The sequence below is a fragment of the Microbacterium sp. VKM Ac-2870 genome (assembly GCF_015350795.1).
Lineage (GTDB): Bacteria > Actinomycetota > Actinomycetes > Actinomycetales > Microbacteriaceae > Microbacterium.
This window is the reverse complement of the sequence record NZ_JADKSH010000003.1, coordinates 185,761-209,420: the sequence shown is the minus strand read 5'-3', so window position 1 is coordinate 209,420 and position 23,660 is coordinate 185,761. Positions and strand designations below refer to the sequence as shown.

At 69.0% G+C, this 23,660-nt stretch carries 27 protein-coding genes, 2 tRNA genes and 1 pseudogene; 18 read left to right on the top strand and 12 right to left on the bottom strand.

The window, feature by feature from the left end:
• Positions 1-21 precede the first annotated feature (21 nt).
• The 4 genes from ITJ43_RS08385 to ITJ43_RS08370 all read right to left on the bottom strand — a co-directional run bounded on the left by ITJ43_RS08385 (position 22) and on the right by ITJ43_RS08370 (position 4,133).
• Positions 22-1,068, bottom strand: a complete 1,047-nt coding sequence (locus ITJ43_RS08385) for an LLM class flavin-dependent oxidoreductase (RefSeq protein ID WP_416361068.1) — start codon at positions 1,066-1,068, stop codon at positions 22-24.
• A 49-nt stretch (positions 1,069-1,117) separates the two neighbouring features.
• Positions 1,118-2,464 (bottom strand): cryptochrome/photolyase family protein, encoded by a 1,347-nt coding sequence (locus ITJ43_RS08380; RefSeq protein WP_194583387.1) that lies wholly within the window; start codon positions 2,462-2,464, stop codon positions 1,118-1,120.
• Between the two features lie 71 nt (positions 2,465-2,535).
• Positions 2,536-2,895 carry a carboxymuconolactone decarboxylase family protein gene (locus ITJ43_RS08375; protein ID WP_323741167.1) on the bottom strand — a complete coding sequence of 120 codons (360 nt, stop codon included), beginning with the start codon at positions 2,893-2,895 and terminating at the stop codon, positions 2,536-2,538.
• Positions 2,896-3,113: 218 nt separating this feature from the next.
• On the bottom strand, positions 3,114-4,133 hold the full coding sequence (locus ITJ43_RS08370; protein ID WP_194583385.1) for a diacylglycerol/lipid kinase family protein: 1,020 nt from the start codon (positions 4,131-4,133) through the stop codon (positions 3,114-3,116).
• A gap of 74 nt (positions 4,134-4,207) precedes the next feature.
• Between ITJ43_RS08370 and serS the strand changes: the two genes are divergently transcribed.
• The 6 genes from serS to ITJ43_RS08340 all read left to right on the top strand — a co-directional run bounded on the left by serS (position 4,208) and on the right by ITJ43_RS08340 (position 9,086).
• A complete protein-coding gene (serS, locus tag ITJ43_RS08365; RefSeq protein ID WP_194583384.1) occupies positions 4,208-5,488 on the top strand; it encodes a serine--tRNA ligase in 1,281 nt (426 codons plus the stop codon).
• Complete coding sequence (locus tag ITJ43_RS08360; protein ID WP_194583383.1) at positions 5,485-6,414, top strand: HAD family hydrolase; 930 nt, start codon at positions 5,485-5,487, stop codon at positions 6,412-6,414. Before serS ends, ITJ43_RS08360 begins: the two co-directional genes overlap by 4 nt.
• A gap of 116 nt (positions 6,415-6,530) precedes the next feature.
• A tRNA-Ser gene (locus ITJ43_RS08355) sits at positions 6,531-6,615 on the top strand.
• A gap of 35 nt (positions 6,616-6,650) precedes the next feature.
• Positions 6,651-7,952 (top strand): LCP family protein, encoded by a 1,302-nt coding sequence (locus tag ITJ43_RS08350; RefSeq protein ID WP_194583382.1) that lies wholly within the window; start codon positions 6,651-6,653, stop codon positions 7,950-7,952.
• A 101-nt stretch (positions 7,953-8,053) separates the two neighbouring features.
• Positions 8,054-8,145 (top strand) — tRNA-Ser (locus ITJ43_RS08345).
• Positions 8,146-8,249: 104 nt separating this feature from the next.
• On the top strand, positions 8,250-9,086 hold the full coding sequence (locus ITJ43_RS08340; protein ID WP_194583381.1) for an alpha/beta fold hydrolase: 837 nt from the start codon (positions 8,250-8,252) through the stop codon (positions 9,084-9,086).
• On the opposite strand, the gene ITJ43_RS08335 is transcribed toward ITJ43_RS08340, so the two are convergent.
• A complete protein-coding gene (locus ITJ43_RS08335; RefSeq protein WP_194583380.1) occupies positions 9,073-9,603 on the bottom strand; it encodes a hypothetical protein in 531 nt (176 codons plus the stop codon). The two genes, ITJ43_RS08340 and ITJ43_RS08335, sit on opposite strands and share 14 nt — an antisense overlap.
• 36 nt (positions 9,604-9,639) lie before the next feature.
• On the opposite strand from ITJ43_RS08335, the gene ITJ43_RS15080 reads away from it, so the two are divergent.
• Complete coding sequence (locus ITJ43_RS15080) at positions 9,640-10,851, top strand: cation:proton antiporter (RefSeq protein WP_228495615.1); 1,212 nt, start codon at positions 9,640-9,642, stop codon at positions 10,849-10,851.
• Here ITJ43_RS15080 and ITJ43_RS08325 read toward each other — a convergent pair.
• Positions 10,799-11,983, bottom strand: a complete 1,185-nt coding sequence (locus ITJ43_RS08325; RefSeq protein ID WP_323741166.1) for an MFS transporter — start codon at positions 11,981-11,983, stop codon at positions 10,799-10,801. The genes ITJ43_RS15080 and ITJ43_RS08325 overlap by 53 nt on opposite strands.
• Between ITJ43_RS08325 and ITJ43_RS15310 the strand changes: the two genes are divergently transcribed.
• Positions 11,973-12,449: a hypothetical protein gene (locus tag ITJ43_RS15310; protein WP_323741165.1), complete on the top strand. Its 477-nt coding sequence runs from the start codon at positions 11,973-11,975 to the stop codon at positions 12,447-12,449. The genes ITJ43_RS08325 and ITJ43_RS15310 overlap by 11 nt on opposite strands.
• A gap of 74 nt (positions 12,450-12,523) precedes the next feature.
• On the opposite strand, the gene ITJ43_RS08315 is transcribed toward ITJ43_RS15310, so the two are convergent.
• The gene (locus ITJ43_RS08315) at positions 12,524-12,682 is read right to left on the bottom strand and encodes a hypothetical protein (RefSeq protein WP_194583378.1); all 159 of its coding nucleotides are present in this window, start codon (positions 12,680-12,682) and stop codon (positions 12,524-12,526) included.
• Positions 12,683-12,916: 234 nt separating this feature from the next.
• Here ITJ43_RS08315 and ITJ43_RS08310 point away from each other — a divergent pair.
• Positions 12,917-13,081: pseudogene (locus ITJ43_RS08310) on the top strand (ATP-dependent DNA ligase); the annotation flags it as partial.
• A gap of 100 nt (positions 13,082-13,181) precedes the next feature.
• Here ITJ43_RS08310 and ITJ43_RS08305 read toward each other — a convergent pair.
• Positions 13,182-13,571: a heavy metal-responsive transcriptional regulator gene (locus tag ITJ43_RS08305; protein WP_010155367.1), complete on the bottom strand. Its 390-nt coding sequence runs from the start codon at positions 13,569-13,571 to the stop codon at positions 13,182-13,184.
• A 104-nt stretch (positions 13,572-13,675) separates the two neighbouring features.
• On the opposite strand from ITJ43_RS08305, the gene merA reads away from it, so the two are divergent.
• The 5 genes from merA to ITJ43_RS08280 are packed head-to-tail and all read left to right on the top strand — an operon-like array spanning position 13,676 to position 17,539.
• Positions 13,676-15,100: a mercury(II) reductase gene (merA, locus tag ITJ43_RS08300; protein WP_006947556.1), complete on the top strand. Its 1,425-nt coding sequence runs from the start codon at positions 13,676-13,678 to the stop codon at positions 15,098-15,100.
• 20 nt (positions 15,101-15,120) lie between these two features.
• Positions 15,121-15,771: an organomercurial lyase MerB gene (gene merB / locus ITJ43_RS08295; protein WP_010155369.1), complete on the top strand. Its 651-nt coding sequence runs from the start codon at positions 15,121-15,123 to the stop codon at positions 15,769-15,771.
• A gap of 29 nt (positions 15,772-15,800) precedes the next feature.
• The gene (locus ITJ43_RS08290; RefSeq protein ID WP_006947549.1) at positions 15,801-16,100 is read left to right on the top strand and encodes a hypothetical protein; all 300 of its coding nucleotides are present in this window, start codon (positions 15,801-15,803) and stop codon (positions 16,098-16,100) included.
• Positions 16,097-16,615, top strand: a complete 519-nt coding sequence (locus tag ITJ43_RS08285; protein ID WP_006947551.1) for a TlpA family protein disulfide reductase — start codon at positions 16,097-16,099, stop codon at positions 16,613-16,615. Before ITJ43_RS08290 ends, ITJ43_RS08285 begins: the two co-directional genes overlap by 4 nt.
• 3 nt (positions 16,616-16,618) lie before the next feature.
• Positions 16,619-17,539 (top strand): cytochrome c biogenesis CcdA family protein, encoded by a 921-nt coding sequence (locus ITJ43_RS08280; RefSeq protein WP_006947554.1) that lies wholly within the window; start codon positions 16,619-16,621, stop codon positions 17,537-17,539.
• 225 nt (positions 17,540-17,764) lie between these two features.
• Here the strand turns inward: ITJ43_RS08280 and ITJ43_RS08275 are convergent, their stop codons facing one another.
• Genes ITJ43_RS08275 through ITJ43_RS08265 form a run of 3 tightly spaced genes read right to left on the bottom strand, consistent with a single transcriptional unit; the run spans position 17,765 to position 21,769 of the window.
• A complete protein-coding gene (locus tag ITJ43_RS08275) occupies positions 17,765-20,353 on the bottom strand; it encodes a hypothetical protein (protein ID WP_194583377.1) in 2,589 nt (862 codons plus the stop codon).
• Complete coding sequence (locus ITJ43_RS08270) at positions 20,346-20,702, bottom strand: helix-turn-helix domain-containing protein (protein WP_010155374.1); 357 nt, start codon at positions 20,700-20,702, stop codon at positions 20,346-20,348. The genes ITJ43_RS08275 and ITJ43_RS08270 overlap by 8 nt, the downstream gene beginning before the upstream one ends.
• Positions 20,699-21,769: a tyrosine-type recombinase/integrase gene (locus tag ITJ43_RS08265; protein WP_229119376.1), complete on the bottom strand. Its 1,071-nt coding sequence runs from the start codon at positions 21,767-21,769 to the stop codon at positions 20,699-20,701. Before ITJ43_RS08265 ends, ITJ43_RS08270 begins: the two co-directional genes overlap by 4 nt.
• A 91-nt stretch (positions 21,770-21,860) precedes the next feature.
• On the opposite strand from ITJ43_RS08265, the gene ITJ43_RS15075 reads away from it, so the two are divergent.
• The gene (locus ITJ43_RS15075; RefSeq protein WP_228495614.1) at positions 21,861-22,169 is read left to right on the top strand and encodes a hypothetical protein; all 309 of its coding nucleotides are present in this window, start codon (positions 21,861-21,863) and stop codon (positions 22,167-22,169) included.
• Positions 22,156-22,365: a hypothetical protein gene (locus ITJ43_RS08255; protein WP_194583376.1), complete on the top strand. Its 210-nt coding sequence runs from the start codon at positions 22,156-22,158 to the stop codon at positions 22,363-22,365. Before ITJ43_RS15075 ends, ITJ43_RS08255 begins: the two co-directional genes overlap by 14 nt.
• 14 nt (positions 22,366-22,379) lie before the next feature.
• Here ITJ43_RS08255 and ITJ43_RS08250 read toward each other — a convergent pair whose 3' ends face one another.
• Positions 22,380-22,718, bottom strand: coding sequence for a hypothetical protein (locus ITJ43_RS08250; RefSeq protein WP_194583375.1), 339 nt, complete (start codon positions 22,716-22,718; stop codon positions 22,380-22,382).
• Positions 22,719-22,805: 87 nt separating this feature from the next.
• Between ITJ43_RS08250 and ITJ43_RS08245 the strand changes: the two genes are divergently transcribed.
• Positions 22,806-23,285, top strand: coding sequence for a GNAT family N-acetyltransferase (locus ITJ43_RS08245; protein WP_194583374.1), 480 nt, complete (start codon positions 22,806-22,808; stop codon positions 23,283-23,285).
• A 74-nt stretch (positions 23,286-23,359) separates the two neighbouring features.
• The gene (locus tag ITJ43_RS08240; RefSeq protein ID WP_194583373.1) at positions 23,360-23,632 is read left to right on the top strand and encodes a hypothetical protein; all 273 of its coding nucleotides are present in this window, start codon (positions 23,360-23,362) and stop codon (positions 23,630-23,632) included.
• The last annotated feature ends 28 nt before the right edge of the window (positions 23,633-23,660 follow it).

Sequence of the window (23,660 nt, the reverse complement as noted above, 5' to 3'; positions counted from 1 at the left end):
AGGCGTGAGCCCGCCGCGACGTCAGGCGGCGAGCAGTTCCAGCGTCTGCACGCGGCCGTCCGCGGCATCCATCGGCTCGGCGTCGTAAGCGCCCGCCACGGGCGAGACCATGACCTCGTCCACGCCGTAGCGGTCCGCGAACGATGCGAGCGCCGCTCGCGCCTCGTCGCCGGTGCCGACGAACCAGCGGCGGCGGAGGGCATCGATCAGCGGCGCGGCGAGCCGGTCCTCGGCCTCTGCGGCCGCGGACTGCTCCACGGTCTCGAGCGCGGTGAGGGGGCGTCCGCCCCGCAAGCGCGCCATCATGCGCGCTTGCGGCAGCATCCGCTCTTCGGCCTCCGTGGACGTCGGAGCGACGACCGCGTTGGCGGTGAGGAAGGTGCGAGGGGCGTCGAGATGCTCCGACGGCTGGAACTGTGTGCGGTAGAGCTCCAGTGCGCGCTCGAGCCCCTCACCGGAGAAGTGGTTCGCGAAGACGTAGGGCAGGCCGAAGGCCGCGGCCAACTGCGCCGAGTAGTCGCTCGATCCGAGCAGCCACACCTCGGGGGCGCCCGTCGCCGCCGGCGTCGCGTGGATGCTGTAGCGATCCTCGGAGTCGCCGCGACCGGTGAGTCGCACGCTCGCGCCGTCGGCCGACATGATCGCCGCGATATCGCGGACGTGGTCGGGAAAGCGATCGACGTCGCTCGAGGTGCCGCTCATCCGCAGCAGCTGCGTGATGACGGGATCGCTGCCCGGTGCGCGTCCGAGACCCAGATCGATGCGCCCCGGGGCGATGGCCTCGAGCGCGGCGAACTGTTCGGCGACCACGAGCGGGGCGTGGTTGGGGAGCATGACGCCTCCCGACCCGACGCGGATGCGAGAGGTGCGCGTAGCTGCGGCCGCGATCAGCACCGGCGGAGTCGTCGAGGCGACAGCCGGCATGTTGTGGTGCTCCGCGAACCAGTAGCGGCGGTAGCCGAGCTCGTCGGCGCGCTGCGCGAGGGCGAGCGAGGCGGCGACGGCCTGGGCGCTGGTCTGACCGGCGCGGACGGGAACGAGATCGAGGACGGAGAGTGCAGCAGACATCGTCTCCTGCAACCCCCGGAGGCGCCGCGGCATTCCGGGTCGGCTCGTCTTAGCCGGCGCCCTTGACCGCCTCGTAGGCAGCGAGGGCCGCATCGCGGGTGACTTTGAGGTCGACGATGGGCTCGCGCTCCTCGGCATCCGGGGCCCACTGCCGCACATAGCGGCCGTCGGCATCGAACTTCTTCGCCTGCAGCTCGGGGTTGAAGATGCGGAAGTACGGTGCCGCGTCGGCTCCCGACCCGGCTACCCACTGCCAGTTGAAGGGGTTGCTCGCGGCATCCGCGTCGACGAGCGTGTCCCAGAACCACTGTTCCCCCAGGCGCCAGTCGATCAGCAGGTTCTTGATGAGAAACGACGCCACGACCATCCGCACCCGGTTGTGCATGAAGCCCGACACCCAGAGCTCGCGCATGCCCGCATCGACCAGGGCGATGCCGGTCTCGCCGCGCTGCCACGCGGTGAGCATGCCGGGGTTCAGTCGCGGCCAGGGGAAGGCGTCGAAGGCGGGCTTGAGGTTCTTCGTCGCGAGCTCGGGCGCGTGGAAGAGGGTGTGCCAGGCGAATTCGCGCCAGCCGACTTCCGACAGGAACCCCCCGACGCGGGCGCCGGACGACACCGCGGCGTGCCACACCTGGAACGGGCTGAGCTCGCCCCACCGCAGCCGCGGCGAGAGCATCGAGGTGGCACCGCCCGCGGGCTCGTCGCGGGCCCTGTCGTAGTCGGCGACGTCCTCGGCGAGGAAATCGTGCAGTCGTTGGCGGGCGGCGAGCTCGCCGGGCATCCAGCGCTCGCGGAGTCCGCCCGCCCAGTCCGGCGACGTCGGCAGCAGCTGCCAGTCGCCGAGCCGATCGGATGCCGGGACGCTCGCCGGTCCCGCGATCTCGCGCGGCTCGGGCATCGGCTGCCGGGGCGGGGCAAGCTGCTGGCACGCACGCCAGAACGGGGTGAAGACGCCGTAGGGGGTGCCGGCGCCGGTGCGGACCGTCCAGGGCTCGAACAGCAGCGACGCCGCGAACGAGCGCACCTCGATCCCGTTGGCGCGCAGCGACTCTTTGAGACCGGCATCGACCTCGCGCTCGGGGGCGCTGTAGCGCCGGTTCCAGAAGACCGCGCCGGCGTCCGTCTCCGCGACGATGGCAGGCATCACCTCGGATGCCGCCCCCTGTCGCAGGACGAGCACGGATCCCTTTTCTCGAAGGCGCTCACCCAACTCCGCCAGCGAATGGTGCAGCCACCAGCGGGCCGCGCCGCCGAGGGGGCGGAAGCCGGGCGACACCTCGTCGAGCACGTAGACCGCGATCACCGGGCCGCCGCGGTCGACCGCGGCGCGCAACGCAGGGTTGTCGGCGAGACGCAGGTCGTCGCGCAGCCACACGAGACTGGGGGACGCCGGCATGTCTCTATCGTGACGTGCGCCGAGAGCTGGCGCGAGACCTTGCGCGGCTCGGGCGCGTGCAGGTAGGTGCTTCAGGCGGACCGCGCGTCCGCCGCCCGTGCGGAGAAGACCCTGCCCGCGACGAGGGTGGCGTTGAGCGCGCGCGGAAAGCCGCAGTAGACGGCGGTGTGCAGCAGAGTCTCGATGACCTCTCCCTGCGTGAGCCCCGCGTTGAGCGCCGCGTTGATGTGTACCTCCAGCTGCGGCTCACAGCCGCCGAGAGCGGTCAGGATGCCGAGCGTCACGAGCTGTCGGTCGCGAGCCGCCAACTGCGGGCGGGAGTAGATCTCGCCATACCCCCACGCGACCGTCTGGTGGGCGAGCTCGGGGGACACCTCCGCGAGGGCTTCGATGACGTCGAGTCCGCTGTGGCCATGGAGTTTCTCGAGCACACCCAATCCCTGCTCGAACCGTCGTTGTCGTTCGGCGCTGTCCACCTCGACCCCTTCCGTCTTGCTCGACCCGGTGCGATGCGTTCGCACGCTACTGCCCGCACCTGTGCGTCGCTTATCGATCCGGACGAGCTCACCCCGTCGCCGAAACACCGGCCGGCGCCCCGGACGACCAGGCGTTTCGGGCGCCAGGTCGTTTCTCGGCGGTGGCGCGGGGGTCAGAGGGCGGGAGCGGTGTGCCCGGCGGGCACGGCCAGCTGCAGCGCGCCGGCGTGGATGCGGACGTCGACCGACGTGGCCTCGCCGAACTCGTCGCCGTCGAGCTGCACGGGCGTGGGGGCGCCGGCGGCGATCTGGATGCCGGTGCCGCGCGCGTACCGGATGGAGTTGTCGCGGGTGCGCAGACGCAGGATGCGCCGGCCTGCCCGGAACTTGCGCAGCACGCTGTTGTCCCACGCCACCCGGCGCCACACCGCGAGCCAGCCGAAAGCGGTCTTGGGCTGGAAGATCGCGATGTCGAGCTGGCCGTCGGCGACCGAGGCCTCGGGGATGAGCTCGAGCCCGGCCGGAAGCGAACCGCAGTTGGCGAAAAGCACGCTCTGCACACTCGCGCGATGCATGCGGTGGCCTTCCACCTGGTACATCACCGCAAACGGCTTCGCCTTGACGAGCGACCGGGCCGCGCCGTCGACGTATGCCACCCAGCCGACCTTCTTCTTCAGGTCGCCGCTGGTGTTGGCGATCATCGCGGCATCCAGACCCATGCCGCCCATCACGACGAACGCGCGCTCTTCGCGCTCGCCGTCGGGGCGCAGCATCTCGGCGAAGCCCACATCGATCGCACGGACGTCGCCGGCGAAGGTCGCGGCGATCATCGCGTCGGGGTCGGTCAGTGGTAGCTGGATGTTGCGCGCGAGCAGGTTGCCGGTGCCGCTGGGCACGATCGTCAGGGCGATTCCCGACCCGGCCGCCGCCTCGCTCACGGCGCGAACCGTGCCGTCTCCGCCGGCGACGAGCAATGCCGCGGCGCCGGCGCCGATCGCCTCCCGGGTCAGCCCGTCACCCAGCTCGTCGACCGTCGTCTCGTAGAAGAGGGGCTCGCCCCAGCCCGCATCGGCGGCCTGGCGGGTCACGCTCGCGCGCAGCTGCTCGGCCTCCACTTTGATCGGGTTGTAGATGAGCGCGGCGCGGCGAGGCGCCGTGTCCCCGGCGGAGGGGGCGGCGTCGGCGGGAGACATGCCGCTAAACATACCCGGCGGCGTCGGACCGGGGCCGCGGAGGGGGTGCGGGCTTGACAACTAGACTCTGTGAGGTGATCGATCTCGCTCTTCTCCGCGACAACCCGGACCTCGTCAAGCGCTCTCAGCAGGCGCGCGGGCAGTCGGCCGACACGGTCGACGACGCGCTCGAGGCCGACCGCTCGCGCCGCGCCGCGATCACCGCGTTCGAGGAGCTGCGGGCCGCCCAGAACGCGCACGGCAAGACGGTCGCCGCCGCTGCCAAGGAGGACAAACCCGCGCTCGTCGCGCAGGCCAAGGAACTCAGCGACCGGGTGAAGCTCGCGCAGCAGGCGGTGACCGCCGCCGAAGAAGCCGCCGAGGCGGCCCTCGCGCGCATCGAGAACATCGTCATCGACGGCGTCCCGGCCGGTGGTGAAGAGGACTTCGTGACGCTGCGCACGCACGGAGCCCCGGCATCCTTCGACTTCGAGCCGCTCGACCACCTCGCCCTCGGCGAGAAGCTCGGCGCCATCGACATGGAGCGCGGCACCAAAGTCTCGGGCAGCCGTTTCTACTTCCTCACCGGCATCGGCGCGCGCCTCGAGTACGCGCTCATGTCACTGGGTCTGCAGCGCGCGATCGACGCCGGATTCATCCCGATGATCCCGCCGACGCTCGTGCGCCCCGAGATCATGCGCGGCACGGGCTTTCTCGGTCAGCACGCCGACGAGGTCTACAAGCTCGAAGCCGACGACCTGTACCTCGTCGGAACGAGCGAGGTACCGCTGGCCGGCTATCACATGGGCGAGATCCTCGATCTGACCGCGGGCGCCAAGCGCTACGCAGGGTGGTCGACGTGCTATCGCCGCGAGGCCGGCTCGTACGGCAAGGACACCCGCGGCATCATCCGCGTGCACCAGTTCAACAAGCTGGAGATGTTCGTCTACACGACTCCTGAGGATGCCGAGGCGGAGCACCTGCGGCTGGTCGCCGTGCAGGAGCAGATGCTGCAGGACCTGGGGCTGAGCTACCGCGTCATCGATGTCGCGGCCGGTGACCTCGGCTCCAGCGCCGCCCGCAAGTACGACGTCGAGGCCTGGGTCCCCACCCAAGGCTCGTACCGCGAGCTCACCTCGACCAGCAACTGCACCACGTACCAGGCGCGCCGCCTGGACGTGCGCTACCGCCCGCCGGTGGAGGGCGGAGGGATCGGCAAGACCGCGCCCGTCGCCACCCTCAACGGCACGCTGGCGACCACACGCTGGATCGTCGCACTGCTCGAGACCCACCAGCGCGCCGACGGCTCGGTCGTCATCCCGGAGGTGCTGCGGCCCTACCTCGGCGGCCTCGAGGTGGCGGAGCCGATCGCGTGAGCCCTTCGCGCGCCGAAGACCGCCTGCCGCCCACGGGGGCGGTCGAGGTCGTGGGTGCGCCGGAGGCGGCACATCTGGTCGATGACCTCGCCACGGATGCCGAGAACCCCGCAGTCGTGACGGAGCGCCTGCTCATCGCGCTCGATGTCGACGGCACCGTGCTCCTGGAGGACGAGACGCTCAGTCCCGGGGTGGTGGATGCCATCGCACACGCGCACCGCGCCGGCAATGAGGTGATGCTGGCCACCGGGCGCAGCTGGGAGAGCACCCGCGGCATCCAGCACGTGCTCGAACTCGCCCCCGAGTACGCGGTGTGCTCCAACGGCGCGGTCATCATGAGACGCGTGGGCGGCGACTTCGGCGAGGAGAGCCGCTACGAGCGCTTCCACGTCGAGACGTTCGATCCCACCGAGGTGGTCACCCTGCTGCGCGAGCACCTGCCGCACGCGCGGTACATGGTCGAGCTCGCCGACGGTGGACGGCTGTACACCGAGCAGCTCGACGACTGGAACCTGGCGCACGCCCGCCGTGTCGACTTCGCCGAACTGGTGGCGCAGCCGGTGTGCCGCGTCGTGGTCGTCTCGCCCGACGAGACCAACGGCGATTTCCTCTCGCTGGTCGAACGGATCGGTCTGAACAAGGTGTCGTACGCGGTCGGGTGGTCGGCATGGCTCGATATCGCGCCGCAGGGCGTCGACAAGTCGACCGCTCTCGAACGAGTGCGCACCTGGTTGGGCGTCGAACCCGAGCGCGTGCTCGTGATGGGCGACGGACGCAACGACCTCGGCATGTTCCGCTGGGCGCTCGATCACGGAGGCCGCGCCATCGCGATGGGACAGGGCCCCGACGAGGTGCGCCGCGAGGCCGGTGAGGTGACGGCATCCGTCCATGCCGGCGGTGTCGCCGACATCCTGCGCCGGCTCTAGCTGCATCGGAGAGCCGCGGGTCGCTTTCAGCGCCCGCCCAGCCACGGGCGCGATGATGGGCATCGTCCGTCTACTAGACTCGACGCCAGTCTGAGGGATGCCGCGGCATCCGTCAGGGAGGGTTGTCCGAGCGGCCGATGGACCCGGTCTTGAAAACCGGTGGGCAGCAATGTCCCGTGGGTTCGAATCCCACACCCTCCGCAGAAGCGGACGTGCCCGCTGTCGAAAGGTCCCCCGTGAGTTCACGCCCCGAGCGCCCTCGTCGGCAGCCCGTCGCCCGCCACGGCATCCTGAAGTCGCCGCACCCGCTGTCGCAGGTGCTCGCAGTGCTCGCGGCCATCGTCGCGGTGGCCGTCGTCAGCACGACCGCCGTGGGAGCTTTCTACGTGTGGGATGCCGCGAACGCGGTGCAGGCCGCCGGTGTCTCGATCGGCGATGATGACGCCCAGCTGCCGCCGACGCTCGGTGAGATCGAGGGCGGCGTCAACATGCTCGTCGTCGGCACCGATTCGTGCGAGGGACCGAATGCCGCCCTGTCGGGGGCCTGTCAGAACGGCGACACCGAGGGCGAGCGCAACGACGTCACGATGCTCGTGCATATCTCGGACGAACCGCGCCGGGTGACGGTGGTCTCGTTCCCGCGCGACATGATCGTCCCGATTCCGTCGTGCACGGGCCCAGACGGCACGCAGTACTCCGCGATGAGCGGCCAGATGCTGAACGCGTCGTACATGTACGGCGGACTCTCGTGCACGGTCGCCACCATCGAGAAGCTGACCGGCATCGACATCCAGTTCGCCGCCGCGACCCGCTGGACGGGCGTCATCGCCATGTCCGACGCGATCGGGGGCGTCGACGTCTGCGTCGCAGACGACATCAGCGACGGCAACACGGGCCTCGAGCTTTCCAAGGGAAACCACACGCTTCAGGGGGCCCAGGCGCTGCAGTTCCTGCGCATCCGCCACGGCATCGGCGACGGGTCGGATCTCGGGCGCATCTCGAATCAGCAGCAGTTCCTCAGCTCGATGGTGCGCAAGCTGCAGTCCGGTGGTGTGTTGAGCAACCCGGCGACGCTGTTCAACCTCGCCAACACGGCCATCTCGCAGGTCACGGCCAACCCGCCGCAGGTGGTGCTCAGCTCGTCGCTGACCAACCCGCAGAACATGGTGCAGATCGCGATGGCGGTGCGCGCCGTCCCCTACCAGGACATCGTCTTCGTGCAGTATCCGACGGTGTACGCGACCGGCGGCTCGCGCGTGGATCCCGTGACCAGCGCGGCCAAGGTGCTCTTCGACGCCCTCGCCAACAATCAGCCGATCCAGCTGACCGGATCGACCAGTGACGGCTACGGCACCGAGGTCGTCGGCGAGGCCACCCCGACGCCGACCGATCCCACGGCGACCCCCACGCCGACCGCGGCGGCCGATGCCGGGGCTACGCCTGCGGCGCCCACGCCGACGCAGGAAGCGGTGCAACTGCCGAGCTCGATCACCGGCCAGACGGCCGCGCAGGTCACCTGCACGGTCGCTCAACGCTGAGCGCCTCCCGCTGAGGGATGCCGCGGCATTCGGTTCGGCGGCACGCGTTCAACCGGTTATGATTGCCGGGTGCGTTCGCGCGGTTTCGACCCGCAACGCCTGGAGACGTCGCATAGTCAGGCCTAGTGCACCACCCTGCTAAGGTGGAGTCCCCTTACGGGGACCGAGGGTTCAAATCCCTCCGTCTCCGCCATTTTTCCTCCTCGTCGGCGATTGTCTGAACAGTTGTAGGAGCCATCCCCGCGGGTGCGGCGGTTAGCGTGAAGGCGCTGAGACCGACAAACCTGGAGGAGCGACATGGCTTACGTGACCACCGATGACGGCGCCGAGATCTACTACAAGGACTGGGGGAGCCCCGACGCTCAGCCCATCGTGTTCCACCACGGCTGGCCCCTGTCTTCGGATGACTGGGACGCGCAGATGCTGTACTTCCTCAGCAAGGGCTACCGCGTGATCGCGACGGACCGCCGAGGCCACGGACGCTCGTCGCAGATCGGCACCGGTCACGACATGGACCACTACGCCAGCGACGTGAATGCCGTGGTCGAGCACCTCGACCTGCGGGGCGCCGTCCACATCGGCCATTCCACCGGCGGCGGACAGGTCGCTCGCTACGTCGCAAAGTACGGCGAACCCCAGGGCCGCGTCGCCAAGGCTGTGCTCGTCTCGTCGGTGCCGCCGCTGATGGTGCAGACCGACGCCAACCCCGAGGGCACTCCGATCTCGGTGTTCGACGGCTTCCGTGCGGCGCTGGCGGCGAACCGTGCCGAGTTCTTCGAGGCCGTAGCATCGGGGCCTTTCTACGGCTTCAACCGAGAGGGCGTCACGCCGTCTCAGCCGGTGATCGACAACTGGTGGCGCCAGGGGATGACCGGCAGCGCCCTCGCCCACTACGAGGGCATCAAGGCGTTCTCCGAGACCGATCAGACCGACGACCTGAAGGCGATCACGGTTCCGGTGTTCGTCATCCAAGGCGACGACGACCAGGTCGTGCCCTACAAGGATGCTTCGGTGAAGCAGGCCGAGCTGCTGCCCAACGCGACGCTCAAGATCTACGAGGGGTACCCGCACGGCATGCTCACCACGCACGCCGACGTCATCAACCCGGACATCCTCGCCTTCATCCAGAAGTGATCCCGCCGGCCGCCGTCGCCCGAGTGTCGGCGGCGGCCAGCGGTCCCCCCTCCCCGAATGCGTAGGTCGCGAATCGCGTACCCATACGCTCGTAGGCAGCCGCGTTGGGATGCAGACCGTCGTCGAGGTCGCCCGCCTCTGCGTCGGGGAGCAGGACTCTTCCGTCCAGGAAGAAGAGAGCGGCATCGTCGGTACGTGACGCGCAGACCCGCGCGATCGTCTCGCGGACACCGGCCAGGTTCAGCGCCCCGCGCGCGAGCTCGTTCGGCTCGCCGGCGCTCTGCGCCCTCCCCGACTCGTCGAGGACGGTCGGGCCCGGCAGGTGCTCGTGGGCCGGGCACGGGATCGGACCGATCAGCAGCAGCGGCGTACCGGGGTGACCCTCGCGGATCGTGTCGATGACGCCGTGCAGCACCGGCTCGAACATTCGCCTCCGCATGAGATCGCCGTTGATGACGTTGATGCCGATCTCGACGCTCAGCGCGTCGGCCGGCTGATCGCGGATGGTGCGGGCCACGAACGGGCATCGGCGGGGATCTGGCCCACACGCGGCATGAACACTCTCGTGCAGTTCAACGAAGTCTCGGGCACGCAGTTGCACGGCACCGACGGTCAGGGCTTCGACGTCGACATGGGCAGCACCAACACGCGCGTGCAGTACAACTACTCCCACGACAACGAGGGCGGCTTTCTGCTGCTCATGGGCGGCTACTCCAGTGACGTCGTCGTTCGCGACAACCTGTCGGTCAACGACGCGTGGGGAGGACAGAAGGGCGTGATCACCTTCTCGTGGGGAGTGCCGGCACCGGTGCGCATCTACAACAACACGATCGTGATCCCGTCGGGCTCGCCCGCCAAGCCGATCTACTGCGACGGGGATGCCGGGGCGTGTGCCCCGTCGACACCGGGGCAGTGGTGGTTCACGAACAACATCGTCGACAACCGCGGAACGGGCGAGTACACCTATCTCGTGTCCCCCCTGCTGTTGGGGGCACTCGCGTTCGCCTCGGCGGGAACGACGGGCGATGCCGGGCGTGCCTTCGCGGTGGCGGCGCCCGCGGGGCTGATCGCGCTGCTCGTCGGCGGCGCGCTCGGCGCGATCATCGGCGCCCTGACCCGGTTCGCCGACGATCGTGGGTGGACCGAGCCGCAGAGCATGCGGATCGCGTTCATCGCGACACCGCTCATCGTTTTCGCCGCGGCCGTCCTGCTGCACGGCAACGGCTTCGTCGCCGTGTTCGTCGCGGGCGTCGCGATCCGACTCACCCGCGGCGACAAAGGGATCGACCGCGCGGAGCTGTCGCTCCTGGAGGACGTCTCCTGGGTGACGAACCTGCTGCTCTGGCTGGCGTTCGGCTTCGCGGCGGTGGTGCTCCTGAGCGAGACCTACAACTGGTGGCCGGCGATCGTCCTGGCGCTGGTCGCCTTGACGATCGGGCGCATCGTCCCCGTCGGTCTCGCGCTCATCGGCAGTGAAGCGACCCGTTCCGAGCGGATCTTCGTCGCGGTGATGGGCCCGCGCGGCGCGGCATCCATCGTCTTCGGTCTGATCGCCGCCAATGCGCTGCCCGGCGAAGAAGGATTCCTGGTGCTCGCGGCGACCTGCATGGTGGTGCTAGGCAGTGTTGCGATCCACGGGGTCGGCGGACCGCTTCTCATCCGGCGACTGTGGGGCGAATCGGCCGGCACACTCGACGGTGCGGCCGCGCAGACTACTCGGCCCGGCGCACGCGAAGACCCAGCGCCACGAGTGCCAACGCGATGACGACGACCCCGTATCCCACGCACACCGTGCCGAGTCCGAAGACGCCCACGAGCGCTCCCGCGACGACCGCGGGCACGCCGAAGGCCAGGTAGGCGAGCAGGTAGATGACGGCGAACGTGTCGGCCCGATCACTCGCGGGAATTCGCGGCGCGAGAGAGGCGACGACACCCGAGAACGCGGTGCCGAAGCCCATACCGGTGATGGCGGTCGCCGCCAGGTAGAAGGGGAGCGAAGCGAGCGCGAGTGCCCCGAGCGACAGCGTCGTTCCCGCGGCGAGCGCAGCGGTGCCGAAGACGACCGACGTGCGCGGGCTGCGGCCCCGCAACGCAAACGCGGTGATCGCGCCGACTCCCGCGAGCATCGCGACCGCGAGCCCCTGCCACACGTGCGCCTGCCCGCCGAGCTCCGTGTGCACGATGTTCGCACCGAGAGAGAGGAAGAGCCCTCCCGTCGCCCAGCCGGCGATGACCGCCGGCGCGCCGCGCCAGAAGTCCGAGCGGATGCCGACGGGCACCGACAGGCGGAAGTTCAGCGATGTCAATGCTCCCCGTCGCAGCGGCGCGGTCTCGGGGGCCAAGAAAAACAGCCCGGCGAGCCCGATGTAGACGAGGGCGAGCGGTGCGAAGACATCGAGCAGCGGCTGACCGGTGACGTCGAGGGCGATACCCGAGACCATCGCGCCCAGCGCGAGGCCGATGCCGGGGCTGAGGGCGTTCCACAGCGCCGCGACGCGTGCCCGTCCGCCCGGGGCGAGGTCCAGTGCGGCGGCCGACAGGGCGGAGATCAACAGGCCACTCGCTGCGCCCTGCAGGATGCGCGCGAGCATGAGCGTCGCGACGGTGTCGGCATGCCAGAACAGCAGCATGCTGGCCGCCAGCAGCAGGAGCCCCCCGATCACGACGGGCCGGCGTCCGACGTGATCGGAGAGCGAGCCGGCGGTGAGGAGTGCGAGGAGGAGCGCGATCGCGTACACCGCGAACACGGCACTGATGACGATCGCGTCGAATCCGATCTGCGCGGCGAGCACCGGATAGAACGGCGACGGTGCGCTCGCGCCCATCATCATCGCGACCTGCGCGACGACCGCCAGTGCGAAGCCGAACCGTGCGCGGATCGAGCGAGTGCGTGCCACGGCGGTGGTTGTCGGCGACGTGGTGGTGGCAGGTGAGGTGGTGGACATCTGTGCTCCCGCGGGTCGGGGCCCGAATCGGGTCCGGAACTCGTTAGTTCGAGATTCATCGAACTATCGGAGCGTACTCGCCATCTTGCAATTGTTCAACTATTCTCGAACCATGCCTGGCGACCTTGTTCATCCGGAACGCTCCGAGATTCGCCTCACGGACGTGCTCTTCGCTCTCAGCGACCCTGAGCGTCTGGGCATCGCGCGCCAGCTCGCCGACGGTCCGCTCGAAATGGCGGCGTGCCACGCGACCGACCCGAATCTCCCCAAGTCGACCAAGTCGCATTTCATGAAGGTGCTGCGCGAGTCGGGCGTCATCCGCAATGAGCCTCATGGCAGACGGCGCATGCTGACGCTCCGGCGCGATGATCTGGATGCGCTGTTCCCGGGTCTGCTGGATTCGATTCTTCGAAGCTAGCTCCGCCGGCTGGCGGGGTGACGGTGTTGTCGAGGGGTTCGCACCGATCGCAGGCTACCGCCACCCCGACACCGTCACCCCGACGGGTTGTCGACCGGCCGGTCGTTCTCGTCGGTGGTCTCGGGAAGGGCGATCCTGTCCGGCTTGTCGGGCGCCCCGCCCGAAGCCGTGTCGGCGTCCATGTCCTCGTCGGGTGTGCCCTGCGTGTTGTGCGTGTCTTCGTTCTTGCTCATGTTGGTCTCCTTTCGCACCCCACGCTGGCACCGTCGGCGCGCGATGCTGCGGGGGTCGACACGGGCGACATCGCGGCGTACTCTCCCTCGACCACTCTCGCCGACGGAGCGAAGCCTGCTGCCCGCGTTGTCAACCCCCGAGCCAGATGAGCGGTGATGTGCCAGCGTGGTCCGGCTGGGCGCGTGTGCCTGCACTCGGGCAGCGCACGTGAGCTCCGACGCCGAGAGGACCGCATGGGAAAGTTCATCTACGACTCGACGATCAAAGTCGACTTCGACGACCGGTTGCTGGCACATCTGCAAGTGGTCATCGGTGCGAAACTCCGCCGCGGGGAGGCGTTCCACTTCACCTGGCGCGATGACTCGAGCATCGGCGACGGCCGCACGATGGTGTTATTGGTAGTGCGCGTTATTTGATTTGGCGCTATTTGGCGGACGGGGGATTCTGCACGACTTTCCGTTCTCGTCGCTTGGGAGAGCCGAGAGGATTTTCCGTGAGCTACAGGTACCGGCAGACCTGGTCCGCGCTGCACGAGTCGGGGTCGGGCTGCGCGGCGTCGTGCCTGAGCTCGGCGATGGTGTCTCGGAGCGCTGTGAGCTGGGCGATCTGCTGCTCGATCTCGGCGAGGCGCGCGTCGAGGAGATCGCGCACGTGCTCGCAGGGAGCAGCGCCGCCGTCGCGGATGTCGAGGATCTGGCGGATCTGGGCGAGGGTGAGGCCCGCGGCCTGGCCGCGGTGGACGAAGTCGATCCGGGCGGCCGTCTCGGGCGCGTAGTCGCGGTATCCGGACGGCGTGCGCTCGGCCGGGGGCAGCAGGCCCTGCTCCTCGTAGAACCGCAGCGTCTTCGCCGTCGTTCCCGCCCGCTCGGCGAGTTCCCCGATGCGCATCGCAGGCCCCCTTTTCTTTCGGCAGAAGCCTTCTTGACCTTCCCCTGCACTGGAAGGTCCAGTATGGCCGAGAAAGAAGAGAAACCCAAGTGACGGGAGCTGCGATGCCCACGAAGTACGACCTCGCCATCATCGGATCGGGCGGTGGTGCGTTCGCCGCCGCGATCCGCGCGACCACGCTCGGCAAGTCGGTGGTGATGATCGAGCGCGGGACGCTCGGTGGCACCTGCGTGAACACCGGCTGCGTGCCGTCGAAGGCCCTGATCGCCGCGGCCGACGCACGGCACTCCGCGGCCGACACCGCCGACCGGTTCCCGGGGATCGCGACGACGGCGGGGCCAGTGGACATGCCCGCCCTGATCGCCGGGAAGCAGGCGCTGGTCGAGTCGCTGCGGGGCGAGAAGTACGCCGACGTCGCCGACTCCTACGGTTGGGCCGTCCGCCGCGGCGACGCCGCGTTCGCCGGCACCCCCGACGCACCGGTCCTCCAGGTCGCCGGGGACGACGGGAGCACCGAGACGATCGAGGCCGGGCACTACCTGGTCGCGACCGGCTCTCGGCCGTGGGCCCCGCCGATCGACGGCCTGGACCAGACCGGGTACCTGACCTCGACCACGGCGATGGAGCTGACCGAACTCCCTGAGTCCCTGCTCGTGCTCGGCGGCGGCTACGTCGCCCTGGAGCAGGCGCAGCTGTTCGCCCGGCTCGGCTCCCAGGTCACCGTGCTGGTCCGGTCCCGGCTCGCGTCGAAGGAGGAGCCGGAGGTGTCCAGGACGCTGCAGGAGGTGTTCGCCGACGAGGGCATCCGGGTGGTCCGCCGCGCGCTGCCGACGCGGGTGTCCCGCGACGCCGCGACCGGGCAGGCCGTCGTCACCGCGGACGTCGCCGGCGGCCGGGAGGAGTTCCGCGCCGACCAGGTGCTCGTCGCCCTCGGACGACGACCGGCCACCGATGGGCTCGGCCTCGACAGGGTCGGGGTCAAGACCGGGGACCTCGGCGAGGTGGTCGTCTCCGACCGGATGCAGTCCTCCCACCCGCGGATCTGGGCCGCGGGCGACGTGACCGGCCACCCCGAGTTCGTCTACGTCGCCGCCCACCACGGCACCCTCGTCGCCGAGAACGCGTTCGCCGACGCCGATCGGGCCGTGGACTACGCCCGACTGCCGAGGGTGACGTTCACCGGCCCGGCGATCGGCGCGGTCGGGATGACCGAGAAGGACGTCGTCGCCGCCGGGATCCGCTGCGACTGCCGCGTCCTGCCCCTGCACCACGTGCCCCGCGCACTGGTCAACCGCGACACCCGCGGCTTCGTCAAGATCGTCGTGGACGCCGACACCGGGAAGATCCTCGGCATCACCGCCGTCGCCAAGGACGCCGGCGAGCTCGCCGCCGCCGGGGTCCACGTGCTCGGCAAGACGGTCGCCGAGGTCGCCGACGCCTGGGCCCCCTACCTGACCATGGCCGAGGGCATCCGGATCGCCGCCAAGGCCTTCACCACCGACCCGTCGCTCCTGTCGTGCTGCGCGTGAACGAACTGGAGGAACCCACGATGTCTGACCTCAGCATGCAACTGCCCGAGCGGCTCAGCCGACTGGGAGAGACCGGCCTGCTCATCCCGCTGCTGCGGCTGCTCGCCGACGGTGACCCCGTCACCGTCCAACAGCTGTCCGTGGCTGCGGGCCGCACGATCGACGAGGTACGGCTCGGACTGGCCGCGATGCAGGACACCGAGTACGACGACCAGGGCCGAATCGTCGGCCAGGGCCTCACGCTGCGCCCTACACCGCACCGGTTCACCGTCGACGGTGAGGAGCTCTACACCTGGTGCGCCCTGGACACCCTCATCTTCCCGGCCCTCCTCGATCGCCCAGCGCGCGTGGAGTCCGTCTCCCCGGCCAGCGGAGAGACGATCCGCGTCACCATCGATCCGGTTGCCGGTGTCACCGGCGTCACACCCCCGAGCGCCGTGGTGTCGCTGGTGAACCTGGAGCAGATCACCTCGATCCGCTCGGCCTTCTGCAACCAGGTGCACTATTTCGCCTCCGTCGACGACGCCACCGGGTGGCTCTCTGAGCATCCCGGTGCCGAGGTGGTGTCGGTGGCCGAGGCCTACCGGATCGGCAACGAGCTCACAACGAGCCTGCTCGACCTGCTTCAGGACGACACCCCGGTGGCCGACGACTGTCCCCGCTGCTGTTGACCCGCGACACAGAAGGATTCGAGAACGCTATGACCTCCAAACACGACGACCGAACGCGAGGCGGTGGCCTACTCCTGGGAGCCGGTGCCGTGCTCCTCATGACGATCTGCTGCGCGCTGCCCGTGCTCATCGCCGGCGGAATGCTTACTGGCATCGGCGGGCTCCTTCTCGGCAACCCGTGGGTGATCGGCGTGGGCATTGCGCTCCTCGCGATCGTGCTGCTCGTCGTCGTCCGCCGCCGAACCCGCCGCGGCCGTGTCGAACCTGACTGCTGCCCGCCCACCGAATCCGCTCACCGCACCGACCCGAAGGGCGAACAGAACCAATGATCAGCTCCCGCGCCCGTCGTTCGCTCGCCACCCTCCTGCTCGCAGGCTCGCTCATCCTGACCGCCTGCGGCACCGTTGATAAGGATCCCGTCTCTGCCGAGACTGCCACCGCCGCGACGGTGACCAGCATCGACGCTCAGCGGATCAGCCTGCCCGCCGCCGGGAAGCCCACCGCGGTGTTCTTCTTCTCCGTCGGCTGCGGCGAATGCGTCGGCGGAGTCCGATCCCTCGGTCAGGCGGCAGCCGCGGCCGAGGAGGCCGGCATCGATGCCCAGTTCCTCGCCGTCGACATGGATCCGCGCGAACCTACCGAGACCATTCAGAGGTTCATGGAGTACGTCGACGCCGTGCATGTCCCCGCCGCCATCGACGAGGGCGCGGCGCTGTCCCAGCGCTTCGGGGTCGCCGCGCTGTCTACACTGATCATCGTCGACAGTGACGGACAGGTGACCTTCCGCGCCACCGACCCCGACGCCGATACGATCGTCTCCGCGCTCCACAAGGCCGGGGCCTGAGCGATGGGCGGACTCCTCGCCCTTGCCTTCGCCGCCGGGATGATCGCCCCCGTCAATCCCTGCGGCTTCGCGCTGCTCCCGGCCTGGATCACCCATGCGCTGGGCGACGCCGCCTCTTCCTCAGCCCCGGTGCGCCTGCTGCGCGCCCTACGGGCTGGCCTCGCGCTGACGATCGGGTTTGCGGGCACGCTCGCCTTGGCTGGCGTCGCGGTAAGCGCCGGCGCACGGGGCCTGATCCAGGCCGCCCCAGCCCTCGGCCTCGCCGTCGGGATCCTGTTGGTGCTGCTCGGCGGGGCGATGCTAGCCGGACGCTCTATGTCCCTCCGGCTTCCCGGCATACCCGGCCGCGCAATCGAGCGGCTGCCCAGCGCCGTGCGCATGGTCGTCTTCGGCGTCGGCTACGCCGCGGCCTCGCTGTCGTGCACCTTCGGCGTACTCCTCGCGGTCATCGCCCAGGCCCAGGCGACAGCCAGTTTCGTCGGGCTGCTCCTCGTCTTCGCCATCTATGCCGCCGGCTCCGCCACCGTCCTGCTGCTTGTCGCCGTGGTCGCCGCCGTAGCCGGTTCTGTGCTGTCCAGGCGGATCGCCGCACTGACACGATTCGTTCCCAAGGTCACCGCCGCCGTCCTGATCCTCACCGGCGTCTACCTGGCTTGGTACTGGTTTCCAGTTGTCGTCGGCGATGCCCCTTCCGCAGGGCGCACCGACGTCGCCGCTGTCTCGGCGACGATATCGAACTGGCTCCAAAGCAACACCGGCGTCATCGCCGGCCTGTCTACCACCGTGGTGCTCATCGTGCTACTAAGCGGATTCCTTCATCAACGCCGTCGGAACTCCGGACGGAGGACCGAGGAGGACTGCTGCGACCCTCAGTCGACGCACTCTCCCGGGGACCGGCCGAGCGTGCCGACCGAGCGGCATTGAGCGGCTCCTGCACGTCAAGGTCATACGACGTGGTTGACCGGAACGACGAACTCGGACACCAGACGCCCTCCCACCCGACGCCGATCATCGGACACGGCGTGGGTGTTGTTCGTGGCCTATGTCGAAGGAGAGCGCGGCCACGATCAGGACGAGTTGACCGCCGAGCAGAATCGGTGCCGCCCGATTCTCACGACGTGACATCCCTGGAAACGTCATCGTCAGATTTCAGTGCAGGACGACTGGGAGGGGCATGCCGACGCGCTCGACGACCGCGGCGGCGTAGGCGGTGCTGTTCGCGCCGATCGCGTTGGACCAGGCGATCGCGGAGGAGATGTCCAGGCCAGTCAGCCGGCTGAGAACGACGGGTGGGAGTTCCTGCGCGAGCGCTATCAGCGCGCCGGTGCGGGCAAGTCGCGGCGGGATGCCGGCAGCGCGGAGCCGGGTATTCAGCGTGTCGGGGGCCATGTGATGCCCGGCCCGGGTTCCGGGATAGACCCACTCCTGTTCGATGCTCTCCACGAACATGCGAGGCGCGGTGCGGTTGCTGGCGGCTCCCGCGGCCGCCGGCGCGAGCTCGGCGGGGAGCACGAGAGGTTCCTGGCCGAGGCGGACGACCACGGCCTGGTCCGTGACGGTGACGTCTTCCGCGCGCAACTGGACGATCTTCGCCGCCCGGACGCCGAACATGAGCATCAGCCCCGCGGCGAGCTTCGTGTGCGGGTTGATGGACGGGTCGGAGGTGACATCGGCGAGCAGCCGCCAGCGTTCCTCGTCGCTCATGGCTTGCGGGCTCAAGGCTCCTGATGGCGGGCGTGGAGCGGTGAGCGGTCGGGATGCGCCGGCCCATGCGGTCCAGGTCAGGAAGTGGTGCAGGAACGGGCGTCGGCCGCCGGTGAGCCATTCATCGACATCCGCCTGGGTGAGGGACACGAGAGAACCTCCGCGGGTATGGATCCATTCCAGCAGTTCGATGATCCCCGCGATCTCGAGCCGCCGCCAGGACAGCTGGCCTGATCGGGACGGCATCGTGTTGCGGCGCAGTGCGCGCAGGTGTCGCCATCGCGCGTATTGGGTGACGGTGCGCTGTTCACCCGGGTCGGGGATCTCGGCAAGTGCGCTGTCGAGCCAGAGCTCGAACCGGGCGAGCAGCTCGTCCCGCGGTGGGAGCAGCCCGTGGTCGATGAGCACGGACCGAACCGCTCGGGTCTGATACTCCGAGCCGGCCTGGTCGAGGTAGGCGTGAGTGCGCAGGGATGGGGCGGTGAGCACTCGGGTGATCAGCGTGCAGGCGACGGTGCCGCGTTCGAAGGCGTAGACGATCTTCGACGGAGCACCCTGGAACCACCGCTCTCGCAGATGCGCGATGCGTGCATCGGAGGCGGCGAGCTCGTCGGGCACCATCTCCCGGATCATCTGATCGGCTCGGCAACGGGGGCAGAGCTTCGCGATCAGCCGTGTGATGGTCCCGCAGCTGGTGCAGGGGCGGAACGACTCCGGTTGGCGGGGATAGCAGAGCGGGCAGAACGGCCGGCCCTCGATCCGGCCGTTCACTATCCGAGCGTCTCCGCAGCTTGTGCAGGTCTCGATGATCGGCGGAACGCAGGCCCAGCAGAGATAGCCGGAGCCGTCTTCGGTGCGCTTGTGGCGCAGCCGGACCTCCCCGCAGCTCACGCAGGGCTGGCGAGGGTTGGAGCACTGCTCGCAGGCGGCGCGCGCGGTTCCCGGCCAGCGGCATTGCCGCTCGTTCCCGCAGATCGTGCAGGTGTCGACGCTGGCCTTGTCGGAGCAGGGTTTGCAGATCGCTTTCTCGCTGCCGTGGAACAAACAGGGCGCAAGCTCCCCGCAGTCCGTGCAGGTGTCCAGCCGGGAGGAGCTCCGACACGTTGAACACAGCGGGCCCTCCGGGCTGCGGTAGGCGATCAGTCGATGGTTGCCGCAGCTCACGCAGACGGCGTTCTCGTCGGGGAGCTTGTTCGTGCAGCGTTGGCAGAGTCGCCGCCCGTCGGAGAGCACCCGCTCCAGGTTGGTGACGTCGTCGCAGCCATCGCAGGGGGCATGGTGCGCGATCCGGTAGCAGCGTCGGCAGCTCACTCGTCCCTCGACGCGTTCGGTGAGCGTGCGCGTGGTGCCGCAGCCTCCGCAGCGTCGTTCGGGCAGACGCGCGCCGTCCGCGTGGAGAAGGTCGTAGAACGTGCCGAACAGCACAGAGCCCGCGGCCGGGTCGGAGAACCACTCCGCGCCGTGGGCCTGCAGCTCGAGCATCAGCCGCACTCGGCGGTCCCTCCCGTCCGCCGCCATCTGCTCCACCGCTCGAAGGATGGTCGCGGTCGCGACACGGCGATGGCGGCGGACTTGCTCGACGATGCGCTCGGCCGCTTCGGGTTTCATGTCGACCCAGCATCGTTTGCAGTACGCGCTCTCACCGGGCCCTGTCTGCACGCGGCGGGTGTGCCCGCAACGATCACAGAGTCCGCTCCTGGAAGCGAGACGGCGACCGCATGGAGCGCAGATCCGCCCGGTCGGCGTGCGCTGCAGCAGCTTCCGCAGCCCGCCGCAGTGTGCGCAACGCGGCGGTCGGACAGTCCGCGCTCCAGCCTCGTGGAGGCGAAGCAACAGACTTGCCAGAGCCGGCGTGGTCTGCGGATCCGCCGCGGTGAGCAGCCCGGGTGCCTGCGTGACCAGGTCGAGCGTCCGGCGGGCAACCGGCAGCTGCCGGAACGAGCCGTTCACGATCTCGGCGATCCGCTCACGCGGAAGAGCCTGCTCGACGGCGGCGATCTGCGTGGTCAGCGCGGCGAAGACCGGGTCAAGCATCCGGCGGGAGAATCTGCGCCCTACGCGGCTTCAGGCCCGACTCCCGGAGTCGGTTCGTCGCCGAATCGCCCCGCTCCGGCCCAGGATCGGTCGTCCCGGTCGCTGCGACCGCGCTGCCGAGGACCACCCGCGGCGCGAGCTCCTCGAACGTGCAATCGAAGATGTCCAGCAGCGCGACCAGCGCCTGCATGTTCATCCGCTCCGGCTTCTCCGCGGCGAGCCGATATACCTGGCTCGTCGACAAGTAGACGCCCCGCTCTTCCAGCAGCGGGACCAGCTTCGTCGTGGAGAACATTCCCGCCGCCGCCATCACCTCCCGAAGCCGCCACTCAAACCCGATCAGTCTCATCGCCCGCTCTCTTCCTCATCGCGCGGCCTGTGCCGCGTCTTCTCGATCGCCTGACTCATCATCGTGTTCATGTAGTCCGCGCTCACGCCCGTATAGATCGCCGTCGTCGACTGGTGCAGGTGCCCGACCTGACGTTGCACGAACGCGGGATCGACCCCGGACTCGATCAGGTGGGTCACGTAGGAATGACGCAGCGCGTGCGGCGTCAACACCTCATCCAGCCCCAGCGCCGTCCGGTAGACGGCGAACCTCGACGCCAGCTCCCGCGTGCGCAGCCTCGTCCCGCGTTCCGAGACCCAGAGCGCCGGCGACCCGTCCCGGACCATCAACGGACGCACCTGCTCGACATACTCCTGAAGAGCCTCAACCGCCCAGCCGAACAACGACACGACCGCCCGCCGTTTCGGCGGCCCGCCCCGCGACGACTTCCCGTGCCGGATCTGCATCACACCGAACTCCCCGAACTGTGGAGCCTTCGAATTCCTGTAGAAGTCGGTCACATCAAGCCCAACCGCCTCGCTCGCCCGCATCCCCCATGCGTAGACGACCTTGAACAGCGTCGCGTCCCGGAACGCAGGCAGAGCACCCTTGCGGCGCTCGTCCAGCAACCGCGTCACCTCGGCGTCAGCATGATCCAGCAAGCGCTGCAGCTCCGACCGCGTCAACGGGCGTCGCCCCGGCTTGCCCTCGTAATCCTGCAGGTGCGCGAGCGTGTTCCATTCATGGCAGACCTGAACCGGGTGCGTCCCGAAACGCTCCATGCACTCGTCAACCCAGCCGTAGTGCGGCGAGCAGATGTAATCGCAGAACGCGCGCACCGCCCCCTGGTACGACCGGATCGTCGACGCTTCGACCTTCCGTTGCGACACCAGCAGCGCCATCCACTCGTCAAAGTCGCCCGCGGACCACTCCCACGGCTTCTTGCCCGCGTACGACTCGAACCTCCGGACCACGCCCAAAGCGCGCGACACCGAATCCTCCTTGAGATGTCGGCCACCGATCTGCTGCATCCGCCAGCCCTCGATCATCGCCTCAAACACGGCCTCATGAGCGTTGAGGAACGACACCCCGCCCGCAAGATACAGTGACGACGCACCGTGTGGAACTCGTCCCATCAACCACCCAATCCATCCACATAACGCGCTAATCGTGCATTAGATGCGAATCTATCAGCCCGTCAGACCTCGTCGCGCGGAAAATCGCGGGGCTATCGAAACGACCGATAGCCTTTCTGACGCAGACGCCCGTTCGGATCTCGCATCTGATGCAATACCGCGGGGAAGGCTGCATCCGCGGGTCTCGCTGGTCTACAAGTTCTACGGCAGCCGCCGTCCGGCCATCAACCGGGCCTGGGTCGAGGCGCTCATCTACACGGCGAATTCGCCGTCGGGGTTGTATCCCGTCGCCGAGCCGCCCGAAGACTCGACGCTCGTCGAGGCACTGCGAGGCGATCATGAAGCGGATTGACCTGCACTACGGCGGGAACCTCTACAGCGTGGGCGGTCGGTCGCTCGAGGAGATTCAGCGCGAGATCGAGCGTGCCGCGGCATCCGGAGGCTGGGTACGCGTGAACGACGGGGAGGGCGCGCGCCGCGACGCCTACCTGTGGGTCTGCGGGGGAGTGCCCATCGCCCTCGTGCCTATTCCCGCCGACGACGAGTGAGGCGCCCGCGGCGCTCAGAGGTCGTCGGGTTCGTCCGAGCCTGACGACCACGGCGAGATCTCTTCGCCTGCGCTGACCGGCCGCAGAAGGGCGTGGATGCGGTCGCGGATCTCTGCCACGGCCTCGGCGTTGTCGGGGGGCTGGATGTTCGAGTTCGTCGACTCGACCAGCAGTGACGTATGTCCGTTGAGGAGGAACGACGCTTCGACTGTGTCACCGTCGGCGCCGAGGCAGCGCAGGGTCACGGCGTCCACCCCGTGCGCGTGGGTCAGCACTCGCGCGTACTCGAGCAGGGAGTCGGCGGCGGCGTCTCCCATGAGGAGCACCCGGTCAGCGAAGATCACGCGTTTCATATTCGCGAACGTAGCCGGGAATCCGGCGGACGCCAGGGGGATTGACTCTGGCCGCAGCACCCCTCATCCTCGTCCAGGAAGGACATCATGACCGACATCATCATCCGCCCGATCCGCGCCGCGGATGCCGGCGAAGTGCTGACGGTGCAACGGGCGGCGTTCGTCACCGAGGCCCTCATCTACGGCGATCCGGATATGGCACCGCTCACCCAGACGCTCGAGGAGATCGCATTCGAGCTCCGTGACAACCTGGGCTGCGTCGCGATCGACGGTTGCCGCGTGGTGGGCGCCGTTCGCGCCGTCGCCGACGGTGATCTGCTGCTGATCGGCCGCCTCGCGATCGCCCCCGATCAGCAGGGCGAGGGCATCGGATCGGCGCTCCTCCGGGCCGTCGAGCACCGCGGGACGGACGTCGGATGCCGCCGTGCCGAACTGTTCACGGGCTCGCTCAGCACGCAGAACATCTCGTTGTACGAGCGGCGGGGGTACCGCCGGAGTGAGACGATCCCGCACGGTGACGGCACCGCACAGGTGTTCTTGCAGAAGAACCTCCTCGAGCGCGCTTAGGACGGTGGCCCCCGCCCGTCAAGCCCCCCGGTCATCCGGTGCCGAGGATGCATGCTGGGGTGAGGAGGCGCACCATGACGTTGGAGATGACACCGTCCCATCGCGGCGGAAGGCCCGAGTACCACTCCTCCGGTGCCTCCTATCACCTCGTCATCGATGACATCGAGCGCTATCGCGTTCTCGCCGACGGGCGCACCATCGGCTACATCGACGTGGTCGGGAGCGTGTTCGTGGCGCTGGTCGGCCCCCACTATGCGCTCGCCATCGAAGTGCGCCAGAGCCTCGTGCTCGAGGACGCCGCCCACGCCGTCGTCAACGCCGATCGCGAGGTCTGGTCGGGTCATTGAGCGAGCGGCGGGTCGAAACTCTCCACGC

What these genes read in the sequence shown, in the direction of transcription:
- ITJ43_RS15075 (WP_228495614.1), top strand. Translation starts at nt 21,861, where the DNA reads ATGCGAATCTATCAGCCCGTCAGACCTCGTCGCGCGGAAAATCGCGGG.
- ITJ43_RS08255 (WP_194583376.1), top strand. Translation starts at nt 22,156, where the DNA reads ATGAAGCGGATTGACCTGCACTACGGCGGGAACCTCTACAGCGTGGGC.
- ITJ43_RS08285 (WP_006947551.1), top strand. Translation starts at nt 16,097, where the DNA reads ATGATCAGCTCCCGCGCCCGTCGTTCGCTCGCCACCCTCCTGCTCGCA.
- ITJ43_RS08290 (WP_006947549.1), top strand. Translation starts at nt 15,801, where the DNA reads ATGACCTCCAAACACGACGACCGAACGCGAGGCGGTGGCCTACTCCTG.
- ITJ43_RS08245 (WP_194583374.1), top strand. Translation starts at nt 22,806, where the DNA reads ATGACCGACATCATCATCCGCCCGATCCGCGCCGCGGATGCCGGCGAA.
- ITJ43_RS08250 (WP_194583375.1), bottom strand. Translation starts at nt 22,718, where the DNA reads ATGAAACGCGTGATCTTCGCTGACCGGGTGCTCCTCATGGGAGACGCC.
- merB (WP_010155369.1), top strand. Translation starts at nt 15,121, where the DNA reads ATGTCTGACCTCAGCATGCAACTGCCCGAGCGGCTCAGCCGACTGGGA.
- ITJ43_RS08370 (WP_194583385.1), bottom strand. Translation starts at nt 4,133, where the DNA reads ATGTCTCCCGCCGACGCCGCCCCCTCCGCCGGGGACACGGCGCCTCGC.
- ITJ43_RS08380 (WP_194583387.1), bottom strand. Translation starts at nt 2,464, where the DNA reads ATGCCGGCGTCCCCCAGTCTCGTGTGGCTGCGCGACGACCTGCGTCTC.
- ITJ43_RS08340 (WP_194583381.1), top strand. Translation starts at nt 8,250, where the DNA reads ATGGCTTACGTGACCACCGATGACGGCGCCGAGATCTACTACAAGGAC.
- ITJ43_RS08280 (WP_006947554.1), top strand. Translation starts at nt 16,619, where the DNA reads ATGGGCGGACTCCTCGCCCTTGCCTTCGCCGCCGGGATGATCGCCCCC.
- ITJ43_RS08315 (WP_194583378.1), bottom strand. Translation starts at nt 12,682, where the DNA reads ATGAGCAAGAACGAAGACACGCACAACACGCAGGGCACACCCGACGAG.
- ITJ43_RS08385 (WP_416361068.1), bottom strand. Translation starts at nt 1,068, where the DNA reads ATGTCTGCTGCACTCTCCGTCCTCGATCTCGTTCCCGTCCGCGCCGGT.
- merA (WP_006947556.1), top strand. Translation starts at nt 13,676, where the DNA reads ATGCCCACGAAGTACGACCTCGCCATCATCGGATCGGGCGGTGGTGCG.
- ITJ43_RS08240 (WP_194583373.1), top strand. Translation starts at nt 23,360, where the DNA reads ATGACGTTGGAGATGACACCGTCCCATCGCGGCGGAAGGCCCGAGTAC.
- ITJ43_RS08305 (WP_010155367.1), bottom strand. Translation starts at nt 13,571, where the DNA reads ATGCGCATCGGGGAACTCGCCGAGCGGGCGGGAACGACGGCGAAGACG.
- ITJ43_RS15080 (WP_228495615.1), top strand. Translation starts at nt 9,640, where the DNA reads ATGAACACTCTCGTGCAGTTCAACGAAGTCTCGGGCACGCAGTTGCAC.
- ITJ43_RS08270 (WP_010155374.1), bottom strand. Translation starts at nt 20,702, where the DNA reads ATGAGACTGATCGGGTTTGAGTGGCGGCTTCGGGAGGTGATGGCGGCG.
- ITJ43_RS08275 (WP_194583377.1), bottom strand. Translation starts at nt 20,353, where the DNA reads ATGCTTGACCCGGTCTTCGCCGCGCTGACCACGCAGATCGCCGCCGTC.